The following is a 13,565-nucleotide window of genomic DNA, read 5'->3' on the forward strand; positions in this document are numbered from 1 at the left end:
CACGCCTATGTCCACCATCATCTACACCCAGACCGACGAAGCGCCGCTTCTGGCCACCTACTCCTTCAAGCCGGTCGTCGAGGCCTACGCGGCCAGCGCCGGCGTCGAGGTCGAGACCCGCGACATCTCGCTCGCGGGACGCATCCTGGCCCAGTTCGGCGACCGCCTGCCCGCGGACCAGCAGGTCGAGGACGCCCTGGCGGAGCTCGGCGAGCTCGCCAAGACCCCCGAGGCCAACATCATCAAGCTGCCGAACATCTCGGCCTCGGTCCCGCAGCTCAAGGCCGCGATCGCGGAGCTGCAGCAGTCGGGCTTCGACTTGCCCGACTACCCCGACGAGATCAAGGGCGACGCCGACGCCGACGTCCGCGCCCGCTACGACCGCGTCAAGGGCTCGGCCGTGAACCCCGTGCTGCGCGAGGGCAACTCCGACCGCCGCGCGCCCCTCTCGGTCAAGAACTACGCCCGCAAGAACCCGCACCGCATGGGCGCCTGGTCCGCGGACTCGAAGACCAACGTCGCGACCATGGGCCAGGACGACTTCCGCTCCAACGAGCAGTCGGTGATCATGCCCGCCGACGACGTCCTGACCATCCGCTTCACCGGCAAGGACGGCTCCCAGAAGGTCCTCAAGGAGGGCCTGAAGGTCCTGAAGGACGAGATCGTCGACGCGACCGTCATGCGCGCCGCCGCGCTGGACCGCTTCCTCGCCGAGCAGGTGGCCCGCGCCAAGGCCGAGGGCGTGCTATTCTCGGTGCACCTCAAGGCCACCATGATGAAGGTCTCCGACCCCATCCTCTTCGGCCACGCGGTCAAGGCCTTCTTCTCCGAGGTCTTCGAGACCTACGGCGAGCAGCTCGCCGCCGCCGGACTCTCCCCCAACAACGGCCTCGCCTCGATCCTCAACGGGCTCGACGCCCTGGACGAGGAGACCGCCCGCGGCGTCCGCGAGGGCATCCAGCACGGCCTCGAGCAGGGCCCCTCGATCGCCATGGTCGACTCCCGCAAGGGCATCACCAACCTGCACGTCCCCTCGGACGTGATCGTGGACGCCTCGATGCCCGCGATGATCCGCACCTCGGGCCACATGTGGGGAGCGGACGACGACGAGCACGACACCCTCGCCGTCATCCCCGACTCCTGCTACGCCGGGGTCTACCAGACCGTAATCGACGACTGCCGCGCCCACGGCGCCTTCGACCCCACCACCATGGGCTCCGTGCCCAACGTGGGCCTCATGGCGCAGAAGGCCGAGGAGTACGGCTCGCACGACAAGACCTTCGAGCTCGACGCCGACGGCACGGTCGAGCTTCTCGACTCGTCCGGCGAGGTCCTCACCTCCCACGAGGTCTCCGCGGGCGACATCTGGCGCTCCTGCCAGACCAAGGACGTCCCGGTCCGCGACTGGGTCAAGCTCGCCGCGCGGCGCGCGCGCGAGTCCGGCACCCCCGCGGTGTTCTGGCTCGACGCCGGCCGCGCGCACGACGCCAACCTCATCGCCAAGGTCGAGGAGTACCTGGGCGAGGAGGACACCGAGGGCCTGGACCTGCGGATCCTCTCCCCCGAGGAGGCCACGCAGTTCTCGCTGGACCGCATCCGCCGCGGCGAGGACACCATCTCGGTGACCGGCAACGTGCTGCGCGACTACCTGACCGACCTGTTCCCGATCCTCGAGCTGGGCACCTCCGCCAAGATGCTCTCGATCGTCCCGCTGATCAACGGCGGCGGCCTGTTCGAGACCGGCGCCGGCGGTTCGGCGCCGAAGCACGTGCAGCAGCTGGTCGAGGAGAACCACCTGCGCTGGGACTCGCTGGGCGAGTTCCTGGCCCTGGCGGCGTCGTTCGAGCACCTGGCGAGCACCACGGGCAACGACCGCGCCGCGGTCCTGGCCGAGACGCTCGACGCCGCGACCGGCACCTTCCTGGACGAGAACAAGTCCCCGTCCCGCAAGGTCGGCGAGATCGACAACCGCGGCAGCCACTACTACCTCGCCCTGTACTGGGCCGAGGAGCTGGCGCAGCAGGACCGCGACGCCGAGCTGGCCGAGGCCTTCGCCTCGATCGCCGCGCAGCTGCGCGAGAACGAGGAGAAGATCACCGGCGAGCTGCTGGCGGTCCAGGGCTCCCCGGTCGAGCTGGGCGGCTACTACCGCCCGCGCGACGAGAAGGCCGAGCCGGTCATGCGCCCCTCGGAGACGCTGAACGGCGTGCTGGCGCAGCTGCTGCGCTAGTCCGAGACGCGTGAGGCCCCGGCCCCTCCAGACGGAGGGGCCGGGGCCTTGTGCGTGGTGCCGACGGCGGCCGGGGCCGGCAGCGACCGGGGCCGCTGACGGCCGAGTCCATGGGCTGCGGCCGGGTCCGTGGGTTGCGGCCGGGGCCGCGACCGCCGGCGCCTAGGACGGGCGGCGCGAGCCGTCCTCGCCCACCCGGATCCCGGAGACGTCCACCTCGTCCAGCGGGATGGTCCGGTCCTTCGTGACGGCCTTGTGGATCAGCCAGACGCCCAGGAAGATCGGCAGGCCGATGTAGGCGCTCAGCACCTGCAGCAGCTTGCCGTCGAAGACCGCCTGGTAGTTCTGGCCCAGGATCACGACGATGCACAGGGAGAAGGCCAGCAGCGGGCCGATCGGGAACAGCGGCGCCCGGTATGGAAGGTCCTTGAGGTCGTACCCCTGCCGGACGTAGGCCCGTCGGAACCGGAAGTGGCACACCGCGATGCCGACCCAGACGATGAACCCGGACAGCCCCGAGATGTTCACCAGCCACGTGTAGGCGGCGCCCTGCCCGACCACGGCCGTCAGGAAGCCGAACAGGCCCACCGAGGCGGTCGCCAGCAGCGCGGGAAGGGGGATGCCGCGGCGGTTGACCCGCGCGAAGATCTTCGGCGCCTTGCCCTCGGTGGCCATCGAGAACAGCATGCGCGCCGAGGCGTAGAGCCCCGAGTTGCCGGCCGAGAGGATCGCGGTGAGGATCACGGCGTTCATGAGCGAGGCCGCGAAGGCGATGCCGGCGCGCTCGAAGACGAGCGTGAACGGAGAGAAGGCGATGTCGGTCGCGTCGTTGCGCAGCAGGTTGGGATCGGTGTAGGGGATCAGGAAGCCGATCACGGTGATCGCCCCGACGTAGAACAGCATGATCCGCCAGAACACGGTGCGGATCGCCTTGGGCACGTCCTTCTGCGGGTTGCGGGACTCGCCGGCGGCGACGCCGACCATCTCGGTCCCCTGGAAGGAGAAGCCGGCGATCATGAACACCGCGATGATCGAGACGAAGCCGCCGTTGAACGGCGCGCCCCCGGTGGTCCAGTTGGACAGCCCCGGGGCGCTGCCGCCCAGGATGCCCAGGATCATCAGCACGCCCGTCACCAGGAAGACGACGACCGCCGCGACCTTGATGAAGGCCAGCAGCGCCTCGCTCTCGCCGAAGGCCTTGGCCGAGAGCGCGTTGAGGCCGGTGAGCAGGACGAGGAAGACCCCAGCCCAGACCCAGCCCGGCACGTCGGGCAGCCAGAAGGACATGATCAGGCCCGCGGCCACCAGCTCCGCGGCGACCGTGATCGCCCAGTTGAACCAGTAGTTCCAGCCCATCGCGAAGCCGAAGGAGGGGCTCACGAAGCGGGTCGCGTAGGTCTGGAAGGCCCCCGAGACGGGGAGGTGGGAGGCCATCTCGCCCAGGGACTGCATGAGCAGCAGCACCATGGCGCCGATGACGACGTAGGCGACGAGCGCGCCGCCGGGCCCGGCCTGCGCGATCGTGCCGCCGGAGGCGACGAACAGCCCCGTCCCGATGGCGCCGCCGATGGCGATCATCATCAGGTGCCTGGTGCTCAGGCCGCGCTTGAGGCCCTCCTGGGTGGAGAGGTCCTTCTCGATGTCTACCGTCACGTTGCGCCCCTCGGGTTCGCCGGGTCAAAAGCTCGTTCAGGCTACCACCGTCAAACAGTACCCAGCAGTCCACCGAAAGGCGCGACCTAGCGCATCGATTTGAGGTTCTTCATCGTCATGCGGGAGTCGACCCGGGCCACCGCGCTGTCGCTGAACAGCCGCTGCATGACCCACTCCTCGTAGGCCGCCGCGTCCCTGACCTGCACGTGCATCATGTAGTCGGGCGAGCCGAACATCCGCCGGAACTCCACGACCTCCGGCATCCGGGCAACCCGCTCCTCGAAGCCGGTGATGACCTCCCGCCCCTGGGCGCTGAGCTCGACGTGCGTGATGACCTCGAACCCGCGGCCCAGGCGCTCGGGGTCGACGACGGCCCGGTAGCCCACGATGACGCCCTCCTTCTCCAGCCGCCGCACCCTCCTCAGGCACGGCGCCGCCGTGAGACCCACCCGGGAGGCCAGCTCCTGGTTGCCGAGGCGGCCGTTCCGGGTCAGCTCGTCGATTATTGCGTGATCCAAAGCATCCATAGACCTATCATTGCTGTGGAACCGCGCGTTCGGCAATAAGAAGATCACCTATTGCGAACCGAATCGGATATTCTCGCACCATGTCCGCACCCCACACCGCTTCCCTGCCGTCGGCTCCCCCGCCGGCCCCGCCCGCCGGGACGGCACCGGGCCCCGTCCCGGAGGCCGCGCCCGGCGACGTCCGGACCGACGACGTCGAGCCCGCTGCCTCGGAGCGCCCGGCAGCCTCGGACTTCCGGGCCGCGCTACGCAGCGCCGGCGTGATCTGGCTGGGCATCTTCGTCCTGGGCATCGGGTTCGGGGTGCTGGTCACCGCCCACGGGCTGCCGTGGTGGCTCGCCCCGGTGATCTCCGCGACCGTGTTCGCCGGGTCCGTCGAGTTCGTCCTGATCGGGCTGATCGCCGCGGGTGCTCCGCTGGCGGGCATCGCCCTGACGACCTTCCTCATGAACTCGCGGCACCTCTTCTACGGCCTGTCCTACCCGCTGCACCGCATCCGCAGCCGGTGGGGGCGGCTCTACGCCATCTTCTCCCTGTGCGACGAGGCCTTCGCGATCCTCTCCAGCCGGGACCCGAGGACGCTGACCGGCGGGCGCATGATCTGGACCCACGTGGGCATGCACGCGGGCTGGGCCACGGGCGCGGTGCTGGGCGGGCTGACGGGCGCGACGCTGCTCTCCGGCGTCGAGGGCCTGGACTTCATCCTGACCGCGCTGTTCATCGTGCTGGCGGTGGACGCCTACCTGAGCCGGCCGGATCCGCTGACGGCCGTGCTGGCCGGCGTCTCGGCGGTCGTCGCGATCCTCCTGGTGCCGGGCTCGATGCTCCCGGTCGCCATGGCCGTGTTCCTCGCGACCCTGGTCGCCCGCTTCGCCATCGCCTCCAGGAGGTCACGTCGTGCCTAGTCCCGGTTATATCGTCGCGGTCATCGCGATCGCGGTGGGCATCACCTTCGTCCTGCGCCTGACGCCGTTCCTCGCCGCCCCGAAGCTGCGCGACTCCGCGGCCATGACGGCGGTCTCGCGGTGGATGCCGCTGGGCATCGTGGTGATCCTCGCGGTCTACGGCCTGTCCACCATCGACTTCTCGGCCCCCGGACACGGCGTCCCGGCGCTCTCGGGCGCGGCCGCGACCGTGCTGGTGCACGTGTGGCGGCGCAACGCGGTGCTGTCGATCGTGGCGGGCACCGCCGTGTGTCTGGTGCTCGCCAACCTGGTGTTCTGAGGGTCGCGCGCGGGGCGCGGGGCCGACGCCGCCGCTCGGCGTCGCGGCGGTCCCCGGGTCCGGTGCCTCGGCGGTCCCGGGTCCGGCGGGGCGGACGGCCCCCGGATGCGAACGAGGCCGGCACCCCTTCCGGGGTGCCGGCCTTCTGCGTCGGTGCGATCCGGCGCCGCGCCGGCGCGGTCCGGCACCGGCCGGAGCCTCGGCCGCGCCGGCCCGGCTCAGGCGCTCGTCGCGGCCGCCTTCTGCGCCACCTGGCGCTGGATACGGGTCAGCATGCCGCTCATGCCGTTGAGCCGCAGCGGGCTCACGGCCTCGGCCAGCGAGAGCCGCAGGGCGAAGTCGCTCGGGACCGCCAGGACGGTCGCGGCGGGGGCGCCGTCGAGCCCCTCCTGCAGGATGCCCGCGAAGCCGCGCGTCGTCGGCGCCTCCGGCGGGGCCGAGAAGAACAGGTGGACGGTGCCGTCGTCGTCGACCTCGGTCAGGAGGAAGATCGGCGACTGGCACTCGGGCACCGGCTCCAGCAGCTCCGGGTGGTCCGCCAGGCGCGCGGGCAGGGCCGGCAGGCCGTTGCTGAACTCCAGCAGCAGCTGGAGCCGCTCGGGCGCGGGCAGCTCGGCGAAGTCGTCGGCGATCTCCTGGAGGGAGGCCGGCAGGTCGATGGTCGCGGACATCTAGGCGGCCACCGCCTCGCCCGGCTGCTCGCCGCGCGCGATCGGCACGCGCACGGCGTTGCCCCACTCGGTCCACGAGCCGTCGTAGTTGCGCACGCTCCGGAAGCCCAGCAGGTACTTCAGGACGAACCACGTGTGGCTCGAGCGCTCTCCGATGCGGCAGTAGGCGATGACGTCCTGGCCCGGCTCCAGGCCGAGCTCGGCCTGGTAGACCTCGCGCAGGTCCGCGGCGGACTTGAAGGTGCCGTCCTCGCGCGCGGCCCGGGCCCACGGCACCGAGTGCGCGGTGGGGATGTGGCCGCCGCGCAGGGCGCCCTCCTCGGGGTAGTCCGGCATGTGGGTGCGGCGGCCGGTGTACTCGTCGGCGCTGCGCACGTCGATCATCGGCACACGGCCGATGGCGTCCCTGACCTCGGGGAGGAAGGCGCGGATCGCGGCGTCCTCGCGCTCCACCACCGGGTACTCGGACGCGGCGGGGGCGGGGACCTCGGTGGTGGTCTCGCGGCCCTCGGCGAGCCACTTGGCGCGGCCGCCGTCCATGAGCCGGACGTCCTCGTGGCCGAAGAGCTCGAAGACCCACAGGGCGTAGGCGGCCCACCAGTTGGACTTGTCGCCGTAGATCACCACGGTGGTGTCGCGGGAGATGCCCTTGGCGGACATCAGCCGCGCGAACCCCTCGCCGTCGACGTAGTCGCGGGTCACCGGGTCGTTGAGCTCGGTGTGCCAGTCGATCTTCACGGCGCCGGGGACGTGCCCGGTCTCGTAGAGCAGGACGTCCTCGTCGCTCTCCACGACGACGACGCCGGCGTCGTCGGCGTGCTCCGCGACCCAGTCGGTGCTCACCAGGCGCCCGGGGTGCGCGTACTCCGCGAACTCCGGGTGCTGATCGGTCGGTGCTGTCACTGTGCCTCCATCGCTCGTCTTCTGGGGTGTTCTGGCTCGATTATCCCTCATGCACCAGAACGGTCCGGGGCGGTGGGGATATTCCCGGCCGGCTCGGTCGGGTCCGGCACGACGCCGTCCGGCCCGGAGCCGTCCGGCCCGGACCTCTCCGGGGCCGCGCCACCCGCCGCGGGACGCTCCGCCAGGCGGGCCAGGCAGCGGCCGGTCGCGCTCGCGGGGTCCGCCGCGACCTCGGCCGGGGCGCCCCGGGCCACGATCCGCCCGCCGCGCTCCCCCGCGCCGGGGCCCAGGTCCACGACGTGGTCGGCCTGCGCGATCACCCGCAGGTCGTGCTCGACGGCGACCACCGTGTTCCCCTGGTCCGTGAGCCGGTTCAGCTCGGCGACCAGCAGCTCGACGTCGGCCGGGTGCAGTCCGACGGTCGGCTCGTCCAAGAGGTAGACGGTGTGGCCCCGCGGGGCCCGCTGCAGCTCGGTGGCGAGCTTGATCCGCTGCGCCTCGCCGCCGGAGAGCTCGGTGGCCGGCTGGCCGAGGGTCAGGTAGCCCAGCCCGATCGCGTCCAGGGCCTCGAGCGCGCGGCTCACCCCGGCGTCGTCGGCGAAGACCTCGCGGGCGGCGCGGACGCTGAGCTGCAGGATCTGGGCGACGTCGTGGCCGTTCCAGGCGACCTCGAGGGTCTCCGGGGCGTAGCGGGCGCCGTGGCAGTCGGGGCAGACGGCGTAGCTGCCCGGGAGGAAGACCAGCTCGACCTCGATCCGGCCCTCGCCCGCGCAGGTCGGGCAGCGGCCCTCGGCCACGTTGTAGGAGAAGCGGCCGATGCCCCAGCCGCGCTCGCGGGCCAGCGGGGTCGCGGCGAAGAGGCGGCGGACCCGGTCGAACAGGCCCGTGTAGGTGGCCAGGCAGGAGCGCGGGCTGCGGCCGATGGGCTTCTGGGTGATCCGCACGAGCCGGTCCACCGCCTCGGCGCCCTCGACCGAGGCGACGACGGGGGCGGCGTCCTCGGCCGGGTCGAGCGCGTCCGCGTCGGCGTCGGCCCCGGTCTCGGCCGGCTCCGGGTCGTCGGCGAGCGCGGTGCGCACCCGCTCCCCCAGCACGCCCCCGAGGACGTGGGTGACCAGCGTCGACTTCCCCGCCCCGGAGACGCCCGCGACCGCGGTGAGGCAGCCGAGGGGCAGGTCCAGGTCGACGTCGTGCAGGGTGCGCGCCCGGATGCCGGTCAGCCGCAGCCGCCCGGAGGGCTCGCGCGTCTCCTCGGCCGTCCGGAGCTCCGGGGCGGGGGCCCGGAGGCTGCGGGCCGTCGCGGACTCGGCGTGGTCCAGCAGCCCCTCGACCGGACCCGAGTGCAGGACCCGCCCGCCCTCGACGCCCGCGCCGGGCCCGACGTCGACCACCCAGTCCGCCTGCGCCACCAGGTCCATGTCGTGCTCGACCAGCAGGACCGAGTTCCCCTCCTCGAGGAAGCGCCGGAAGAGGTCCCGCAGCACGCCCTTCTCCGAGGGGTGGAGGCCCGCGGAGGGCTCGTCCAGGACGTAGGCGACGCCGAACAGCCCGGCCCGCAGCTGCGCCGCGAGCCGCAGCCGCTGCAGCTCCCCCGAGGACAGGCTCTGCGCCCGCCGGTCCAGGGACAGGTGCCCGAGCCCCAGGCCGACGACGGCGCGCAGCACCGGCAGGATGCTCTCCAGCAGGAGCCGCTCGGCCTCCTCCTCCGGGGTCCCGCCCCCGCCGGGCAGCCGGTCCTCGCGGCCGGCGAGGCGTTCCAGCAGGTCCTCCGCGGCGCGCTCGCCCAGCCGGTGGATGGGCTCGCCGAGGTACGTGACCCGCAGGGCGTCCCGGGTCAGGCGGTGGCCCTCGCACTCCGGGCAGCGCCGGGTCTGGAGGTGGCGCAGCGCTCGACGCCGGGAGCGCTCGGTCTTGGACTCGTCGGCGGTGCGGCGCAGGTAGCGCGCCACGGAGGTCCACTTGCCCTGGTAGTTGCGCTGGATGCGGCCGGCCTCGCGCTCCGGGACCACGGTGACCACCGGCTGCTCGTCGGTGAACAGGATCCACTCGCGGGTGTCCTCGGGCAGCTCCCGCCACGGCACGTACAGGTCGATGCCCAGGGTGCGCAGGATGTCCCGGAAGTTCTTGCCGAGCCAGGCCCCGGGCCAGGCGGCGATGGCGCCCTCGGCGATGCTCAGGGACGGGTCCGGGACCATCGAGGCCTCGGTGGGCTCGCGCAGGACCCCGGCCCCGTGGCAGGCGGGGCACATGCCCTCGGGGGTGTTGGGGCTGAAGGCGTCGGAGGTGAGCCGGCCGCCGTGCAGGGCGGACCCGCGGGAGAGCACGTCGGCCGGGTGCTCGCCCGCACGGGAGTAGAGCAGCCGCACGGCGTTGGACAGCGTGGTCACGGTCCCCACGGTGGAGCGGGCGCCGCCGGCCGAGGTGCGCTGCTCGAGCGCGACGCTGGGCGGCATGCCGGTCACCGAGCCGACGCAGGGGTCCATCGCGTCCCCCAGCAGGCGCCGGGCGAAGGGCGCGATGGACTCGAGGTACCGGCGCTGGACCTCGCCGTGCAGGGTGCCGAAGGCCAGGGAGGACTTGCCTGACCCGGAGACGCCGGTGAAGGCCACCAAGGCGCCGCGCGGGAACTCCAGGGAGACGTGGCGGAGGTTGTGCAGGTGGGCGTCGGCCGCGCGGATGTGGCCCGTTCCGGGGGCGTGGCCGGAGGGGTCCGCCGGGGGTGCCTGGGTCCCCGGGGCCGCCAGGGTCGCTGAGACCACCGGGTCCATCGGGTCCATCGGGGGCGTCGTCTGGGTCGTCGAATCCGCGCTGTCCTTCACAGGGGCCACGGTAACAGCAGGCCGGCCCGCGGGTGCCGGTCCGGCGGACCCGGCCCCCGTGGCCCGGCGAGGTGTGACGCACGCGGCACGGACGGCGTCGTGTCCGCCGCGTAGCCTGGTGAGCATGACTGAGGAGACATTCCACGCAGAGTTCAAGGTGGTGGGCGGCAAGCTGGTGGTCGCCGACCTGACGACCGACGGCCGCGCCATCACGGGCGCCAAGATCTCCGGCGACTTCTTCCTGGAGCCGGAGGAGGCCTTCTTCGACCTCGCCCCGGCCCTGGTGGGGGCGCCGGTCGCGGAGGACGCCGAGGCGCTGACGGCCCGGCTCGACGCCGCCCTGGCCCGGCACGGCTCGGAGCTGCACCTGCACGGCTTCGCGACCTCCGACGTCGCCGTGGTCGTCCGCCGCGCGCTGACCCGCGCCAAGGACTTCACCGACTACGATTGGACGGTCGTCCACTCCCCCGTCCTGCCCACCGCGGTCAACGTCGCGCTCGACGAGCACCTGATGAACGAGGTCCTCGCCGGCCGGCGCGGCCCCACGATCCGGTTCTGGGAGTGGTCCGACCGGGCGACCGTGATCGGTTCCTTCCAGTCCTACGTCAACGAGGTGGACCCGGCGGGCGTCGCAAAGCACGGGATCGACGTCGTGCGCCGGGTCTCCGGGGGCGGGGCGATGTTCATGGAGGGCGGCAACTGCATCACCTACTCGATGTACGCGCCGCTGGACCTGGTGGCCGGGCTCAGCTACGTCGACTCCTACCCCTACCTGGACGGCTGGATCCTGGAGGCGCTCGCCGCGCACGGCGTCGAGGCCTGGTACAAGCCGATCAACGACATCACCTCTACGGGCGGCAAGATCGGCGGCGCGGCGCAGAAGCGGACCACCAAGGGGCTGCTGCACCACGTGACGATGTCCTACGACATCGACGCCGACAAGATGACCGAGGTCCTGCGGATCGGCCAGGCGAAGATCTCCGACAAGGGCATCTCCAGCGCGAAGAAGCGCGTGGACCCGCTGCGGCGGCAGACCGGCGCCTCGCGGGAGGAGATCATCGACACGATGATCGCGACCTTCACCCGCCGCTACGGCGCCCGGCCCGGGGAGCTCAGCGAGCAGGACCTCGACGCCGGCCGGCGGCTGGTCGAGGAGAAGTTCGGCACCGAGGAGTGGCGGCACCGGGTGCCGTGACCCGCGGCGGGCCCGGGCCGGCGCGGGCACAGGGCCCGGCGCGGTGCCGGTGACGATGAGGGCGACCGCCTCGGGCCGGCGCGGGCGGACGGCGTCGGGACGAGCGGCGGATAGACTCGGCGCATGGCCAAGGACTCCCGAGCGTTCGACTACTCGCTGGACTACTCCGGGCTCGACCTGCGCGAGCACCCCGAGCTGTACCGCGTCGGCAAGGGCGAGCAGGGGGTCCTGAAGGTCCAGCCGTACAAGGACGAGATCCTGCCGCACTGGCGCTTCAAGGACCCGGAGGCCGCCACGGCGTCGAGCCAGAAGATCACCGAGCTGTTCCACGGCTACCTCGAGGCCGGCGACTTCGTCGGCGCGGACATGGCCCGGAAGTTCCTGCAGATGGGCTACACCCGCTCGCGGCGCTACGCGAACTACCCGGGCGGCAAGAAGTACAAGGGCCCGGTGCCCGAGGACCGGAAGGGGCGCAGCGGCGCCCACGGGCGGGAGCAGCACGAGCGCGGCCCGGAGGACCCGGTCAAGGCCGAGTCGGCCCGGATCTTCAAGGAGGCCTGGGACGCCGCCGAGGCCGACCGGCACTACGCCGCGCTGAAGGAGGAGCACCGCGCGCGGTACGGCTGAGTGGCGCGGGCGGTACGGCTGAGCTCCACGGGTGGTACGGCCGGGCGGCGCGGCCCGAATGAGCTCCGCGAGCGGTCCGGCCGGGCGGCGCGGCCGGTGCGGACACGTGGCCGATACGGGCGGGCAGCCCGGCCGAGGGGTCCGGCGGCGTCCGCGCTTCTCGGCTAGTCCCGCCCGAGGAAGTCCAGGGCCGCGTCCCGCAGCTCGGGACCGGTCAGGGCGACGCGGTGGTCGCCCGGGACCCGCTGCAGCTCCCCGTGGGGCAGCAGCCCGGCCAGCTCCTCAATGCCCTGGGCGACGACGTCGTCCCGCCCGGCCACCAGAAGGACCGGGATCCGCGGCGCGGCCTCCCGCGGGTCGAAGGGCTCGGCGGCGAGCCCGCGGATCACCTCGATCAGCGACTCGGTGTCCCGGCCCGGCGCGGCGATCATGGCGCCGATCTGCCCCGTGAGCGGGTCCGCGGGCTCGCCGCCGGCCAGCACCTCGCGCAGGGCCGCGGCGTCGATCGCGCCGAAGGGCTCCCGGGGGCTGATGCCGCCCAGCACCATGCGCCGCACGCGCGGCGTCGCGCCGGGGAGCTCCCAGGCCAGGCGAGCGCCGAGGGAGTAGGCGATCACGTCGAACGCGCCGGCGGGCAGCTCCGCCTCGACCGCGGCCGGGCCCACCGTCGTCGTCGGCGCCGACCACTCGCACGTGGACATGTGGTCCATGCTCGTGATCGCCCGGGACCTGCTGACCGCGCTCGCCGCGGTCCGGGCCGGCCGGGACCCGCTCCTGCCGCCCGCCCTCGACTTTGCCGAGCACACCCGGGCCATGGCCGAGCGGCCCGCCGCCCCCGACGACGTCCGGGACCGCTGGGCCGAGATCATCGAGGCCGGCGGCGACGTCATGCCCCGCTTCCCGCTCCCCCTGGGGGACCCGGAGATGCAGCCGGAGCGGGTCGAGGTGCGGGACGTGTTCGACGTCGACGACAGCGCCGCCTTCTCGGCCCAGGCCCGCGAGGACGGCGTCTCGACCCTGACGCTGGCCGTGGACGCGATGACGTCCGCGACCCGGGAGCTCGCGGGCACGGCCCTGCGCGCCGTCTTCCCGGTGCACAGCCGCTACGAGCCCTCCTGGCACGACTCGGTCGGCTGGTTCATCACCAACTCCGTCCTGGAGTGCCGCGAACCGGGGCCCCGGGCCGCCGCCGCGGCGGTGCGCGAGGCGGTACGGCTGGGCTCGTGGCCGCTCGAGGACCTGATGCGGCCGTGGGGCGGGATGCCCGAGGCGCCGGGGATGTTCGCGATCTCGTGGCTGGACCTGCGGCGGCTGCCGGTCAGGATCGACGCCGCCGGGCTCGAGGCGCAGTACGTCGGCGCGACGATCCGCACGGACGGCGTCATGCTCTGGTTCATCCTCGACGAGTCGGGGCTGCACCTGCGCTGCCGCTACCCGGACACCGCCGAGGCGCGGGAGCACGTGGGCGCTTGGCTGGACCTGCTGGTCGCTAAGCTGCAGGCCGTGGCGCGCTCCTCGGCGGGCGGGCGCCCCGGGGCCCGGGGGCCGGGGGGCATGTTCTTACTCTTCCTCCCCGGGTGGTCCTCCGCCCCGCCGATGCTGCTGCTCCTCCTGGACCGGCCCATCTTCCTGATCCTGCTCTACGGCGTCCTGGGGGCGCTGTTCATGCCGTTCCTGGCGGTCACGCTGCTGTGGATCCTCAACACCCGCCGGGTG

11 protein-coding genes and 1 pseudogene are annotated in these 13,565 nt (G+C 72.8%); 6 read left to right on the forward strand and 6 right to left on the reverse strand.

From position 1 onward, the window contains the following. The first annotated feature begins 7 nt into the window (after positions 1 to 7). Entirely contained in the window at positions 8 to 2,230 is a 2,223-nt protein-coding gene (locus NBM05_RS08815; RefSeq protein ID WP_254166610.1) for an NADP-dependent isocitrate dehydrogenase, read from the forward strand. A gap of 162 nt (positions 2,231 to 2,392) precedes the next feature. Here NBM05_RS08815 and NBM05_RS08820 read toward each other — a convergent pair whose 3' ends face one another. Together NBM05_RS08820 and NBM05_RS08825 are read right to left on the reverse strand one after the other, a co-directional pair. Further along, the gene (locus NBM05_RS08820; RefSeq protein ID WP_309248145.1) at positions 2,393 to 3,883 is read right to left on the reverse strand and encodes an amino acid permease; all 1,491 of its coding nucleotides are present in this window, start codon (positions 3,881 to 3,883) and stop codon (positions 2,393 to 2,395) included. 86 nt (positions 3,884 to 3,969) lie between these two features. Then, positions 3,970 to 4,410 carry an Lrp/AsnC family transcriptional regulator gene (locus NBM05_RS08825; RefSeq protein ID WP_254166611.1) on the reverse strand — a complete coding sequence of 147 codons (441 nt, stop codon included), beginning with the start codon at positions 4,408 to 4,410 and terminating at the stop codon, positions 3,970 to 3,972. An 80-nt stretch (positions 4,411 to 4,490) separates the two neighbouring features. On the opposite strand from NBM05_RS08825, the gene NBM05_RS08830 reads away from it, so the two are divergent. Further along, the gene (locus NBM05_RS08830) at positions 4,491 to 5,315 is read left to right on the forward strand and encodes an AzlC family ABC transporter permease (protein ID WP_254166612.1); all 825 of its coding nucleotides are present in this window, start codon (positions 4,491 to 4,493) and stop codon (positions 5,313 to 5,315) included. Then, positions 5,308 to 5,634 carry a branched-chain amino acid transporter permease gene (locus tag NBM05_RS08835; protein WP_254166614.1) on the forward strand — a complete coding sequence of 109 codons (327 nt, stop codon included), beginning with the start codon at positions 5,308 to 5,310 and terminating at the stop codon, positions 5,632 to 5,634. The genes NBM05_RS08830 and NBM05_RS08835 overlap by 8 nt, the downstream gene beginning before the upstream one ends. Positions 5,635 to 5,852: 218 nt before the next feature. Here the strand turns inward: NBM05_RS08835 and NBM05_RS08840 are convergent, their stop codons facing one another. Genes NBM05_RS08840 through NBM05_RS08850 form a run of 3 tightly spaced genes read right to left on the reverse strand, consistent with a single transcriptional unit; the run spans position 5,853 to position 9,976 of the window. Next, positions 5,853 to 6,305: a SufE family protein gene (locus tag NBM05_RS08840; RefSeq protein WP_254166615.1), complete on the reverse strand. Its 453-nt coding sequence runs from the start codon at positions 6,303 to 6,305 to the stop codon at positions 5,853 to 5,855. Beyond that, on the reverse strand, positions 6,306 to 7,208 hold the full coding sequence (locus NBM05_RS08845; RefSeq protein WP_254166616.1) for a sulfurtransferase: 903 nt from the start codon (positions 7,206 to 7,208) through the stop codon (positions 6,306 to 6,308). A gap of 47 nt (positions 7,209 to 7,255) precedes the next feature. Beyond that, on the reverse strand, positions 7,256 to 9,976 hold the full coding sequence (locus NBM05_RS08850; protein ID WP_373689315.1) for an ATP-binding cassette domain-containing protein: 2,721 nt from the start codon (positions 9,974 to 9,976) through the stop codon (positions 7,256 to 7,258). A 175-nt stretch (positions 9,977 to 10,151) separates the two neighbouring features. Here NBM05_RS08850 and NBM05_RS08855 point away from each other — a divergent pair, with 175 nt between their 5' ends. Both NBM05_RS08855 and NBM05_RS08860 read left to right on the forward strand, forming a co-directional pair. Further along, a complete protein-coding gene (locus tag NBM05_RS08855; RefSeq protein ID WP_254166618.1) occupies positions 10,152 to 11,222 on the forward strand; it encodes a lipoate--protein ligase family protein in 1,071 nt (356 codons plus the stop codon). 123 nt (positions 11,223 to 11,345) lie between these two features. Continuing rightward, positions 11,346 to 11,849, forward strand: coding sequence for a DUF4385 domain-containing protein (locus NBM05_RS08860; RefSeq protein ID WP_254166619.1), 504 nt, complete (start codon positions 11,346 to 11,348; stop codon positions 11,847 to 11,849). 164 nt (positions 11,850 to 12,013) lie between these two features. On the opposite strand, the gene NBM05_RS08865 is transcribed toward NBM05_RS08860, so the two are convergent. Further along, entirely contained in the window at positions 12,014 to 12,550 is a 537-nt protein-coding gene (locus tag NBM05_RS08865) for an alpha/beta fold hydrolase (RefSeq protein ID WP_254166620.1), read from the reverse strand. On the opposite strand from NBM05_RS08865, the pseudogene NBM05_RS08870 reads away from it, so the two are divergent. Then, positions 12,543 to 13,565, forward strand: a pseudogene (locus tag NBM05_RS08870) (hypothetical protein); the annotation flags it as partial. The gene NBM05_RS08865 and the pseudogene NBM05_RS08870 overlap by 8 nt on opposite strands.

The sequence above is a fragment of the Rothia santali genome, assembly GCF_024199905.1.
In the GTDB taxonomy this organism is placed as follows: Bacteria; Actinomycetota; Actinomycetes; order Actinomycetales; family Micrococcaceae; genus Rothia; species Rothia santali.

Excerpts from the sequence above, each read along its gene's own strand:
- NBM05_RS08815 (WP_254166610.1), top strand. The coding sequence starts at position 8 with ATGTCCACCATCATCTACACCCAGACCGACGAAGCGCCGCTTCTGGCC.
- NBM05_RS08825 (WP_254166611.1), bottom strand. The coding sequence starts at position 4,410 with ATGGATGCTTTGGATCACGCAATAATCGACGAGCTGACCCGGAACGGC.
- NBM05_RS08860 (WP_254166619.1), top strand. The coding sequence starts at position 11,346 with ATGGCCAAGGACTCCCGAGCGTTCGACTACTCGCTGGACTACTCCGGG.
- NBM05_RS08855 (WP_254166618.1), top strand. The coding sequence starts at position 10,152 with ATGACTGAGGAGACATTCCACGCAGAGTTCAAGGTGGTGGGCGGCAAG.
- NBM05_RS08840 (WP_254166615.1), bottom strand. The coding sequence starts at position 6,305 with ATGTCCGCGACCATCGACCTGCCGGCCTCCCTCCAGGAGATCGCCGAC.
- NBM05_RS08830 (WP_254166612.1), top strand. The coding sequence starts at position 4,491 with ATGTCCGCACCCCACACCGCTTCCCTGCCGTCGGCTCCCCCGCCGGCC.
- NBM05_RS08850 (WP_373689315.1), bottom strand. The coding sequence starts at position 9,976 with ATGGACCCGGTGGTCTCAGCGACCCTGGCGGCCCCGGGGACCCAGGCA.
- NBM05_RS08865 (WP_254166620.1), bottom strand. The coding sequence starts at position 12,550 with ATGTCCACGTGCGAGTGGTCGGCGCCGACGACGACGGTGGGCCCGGCC.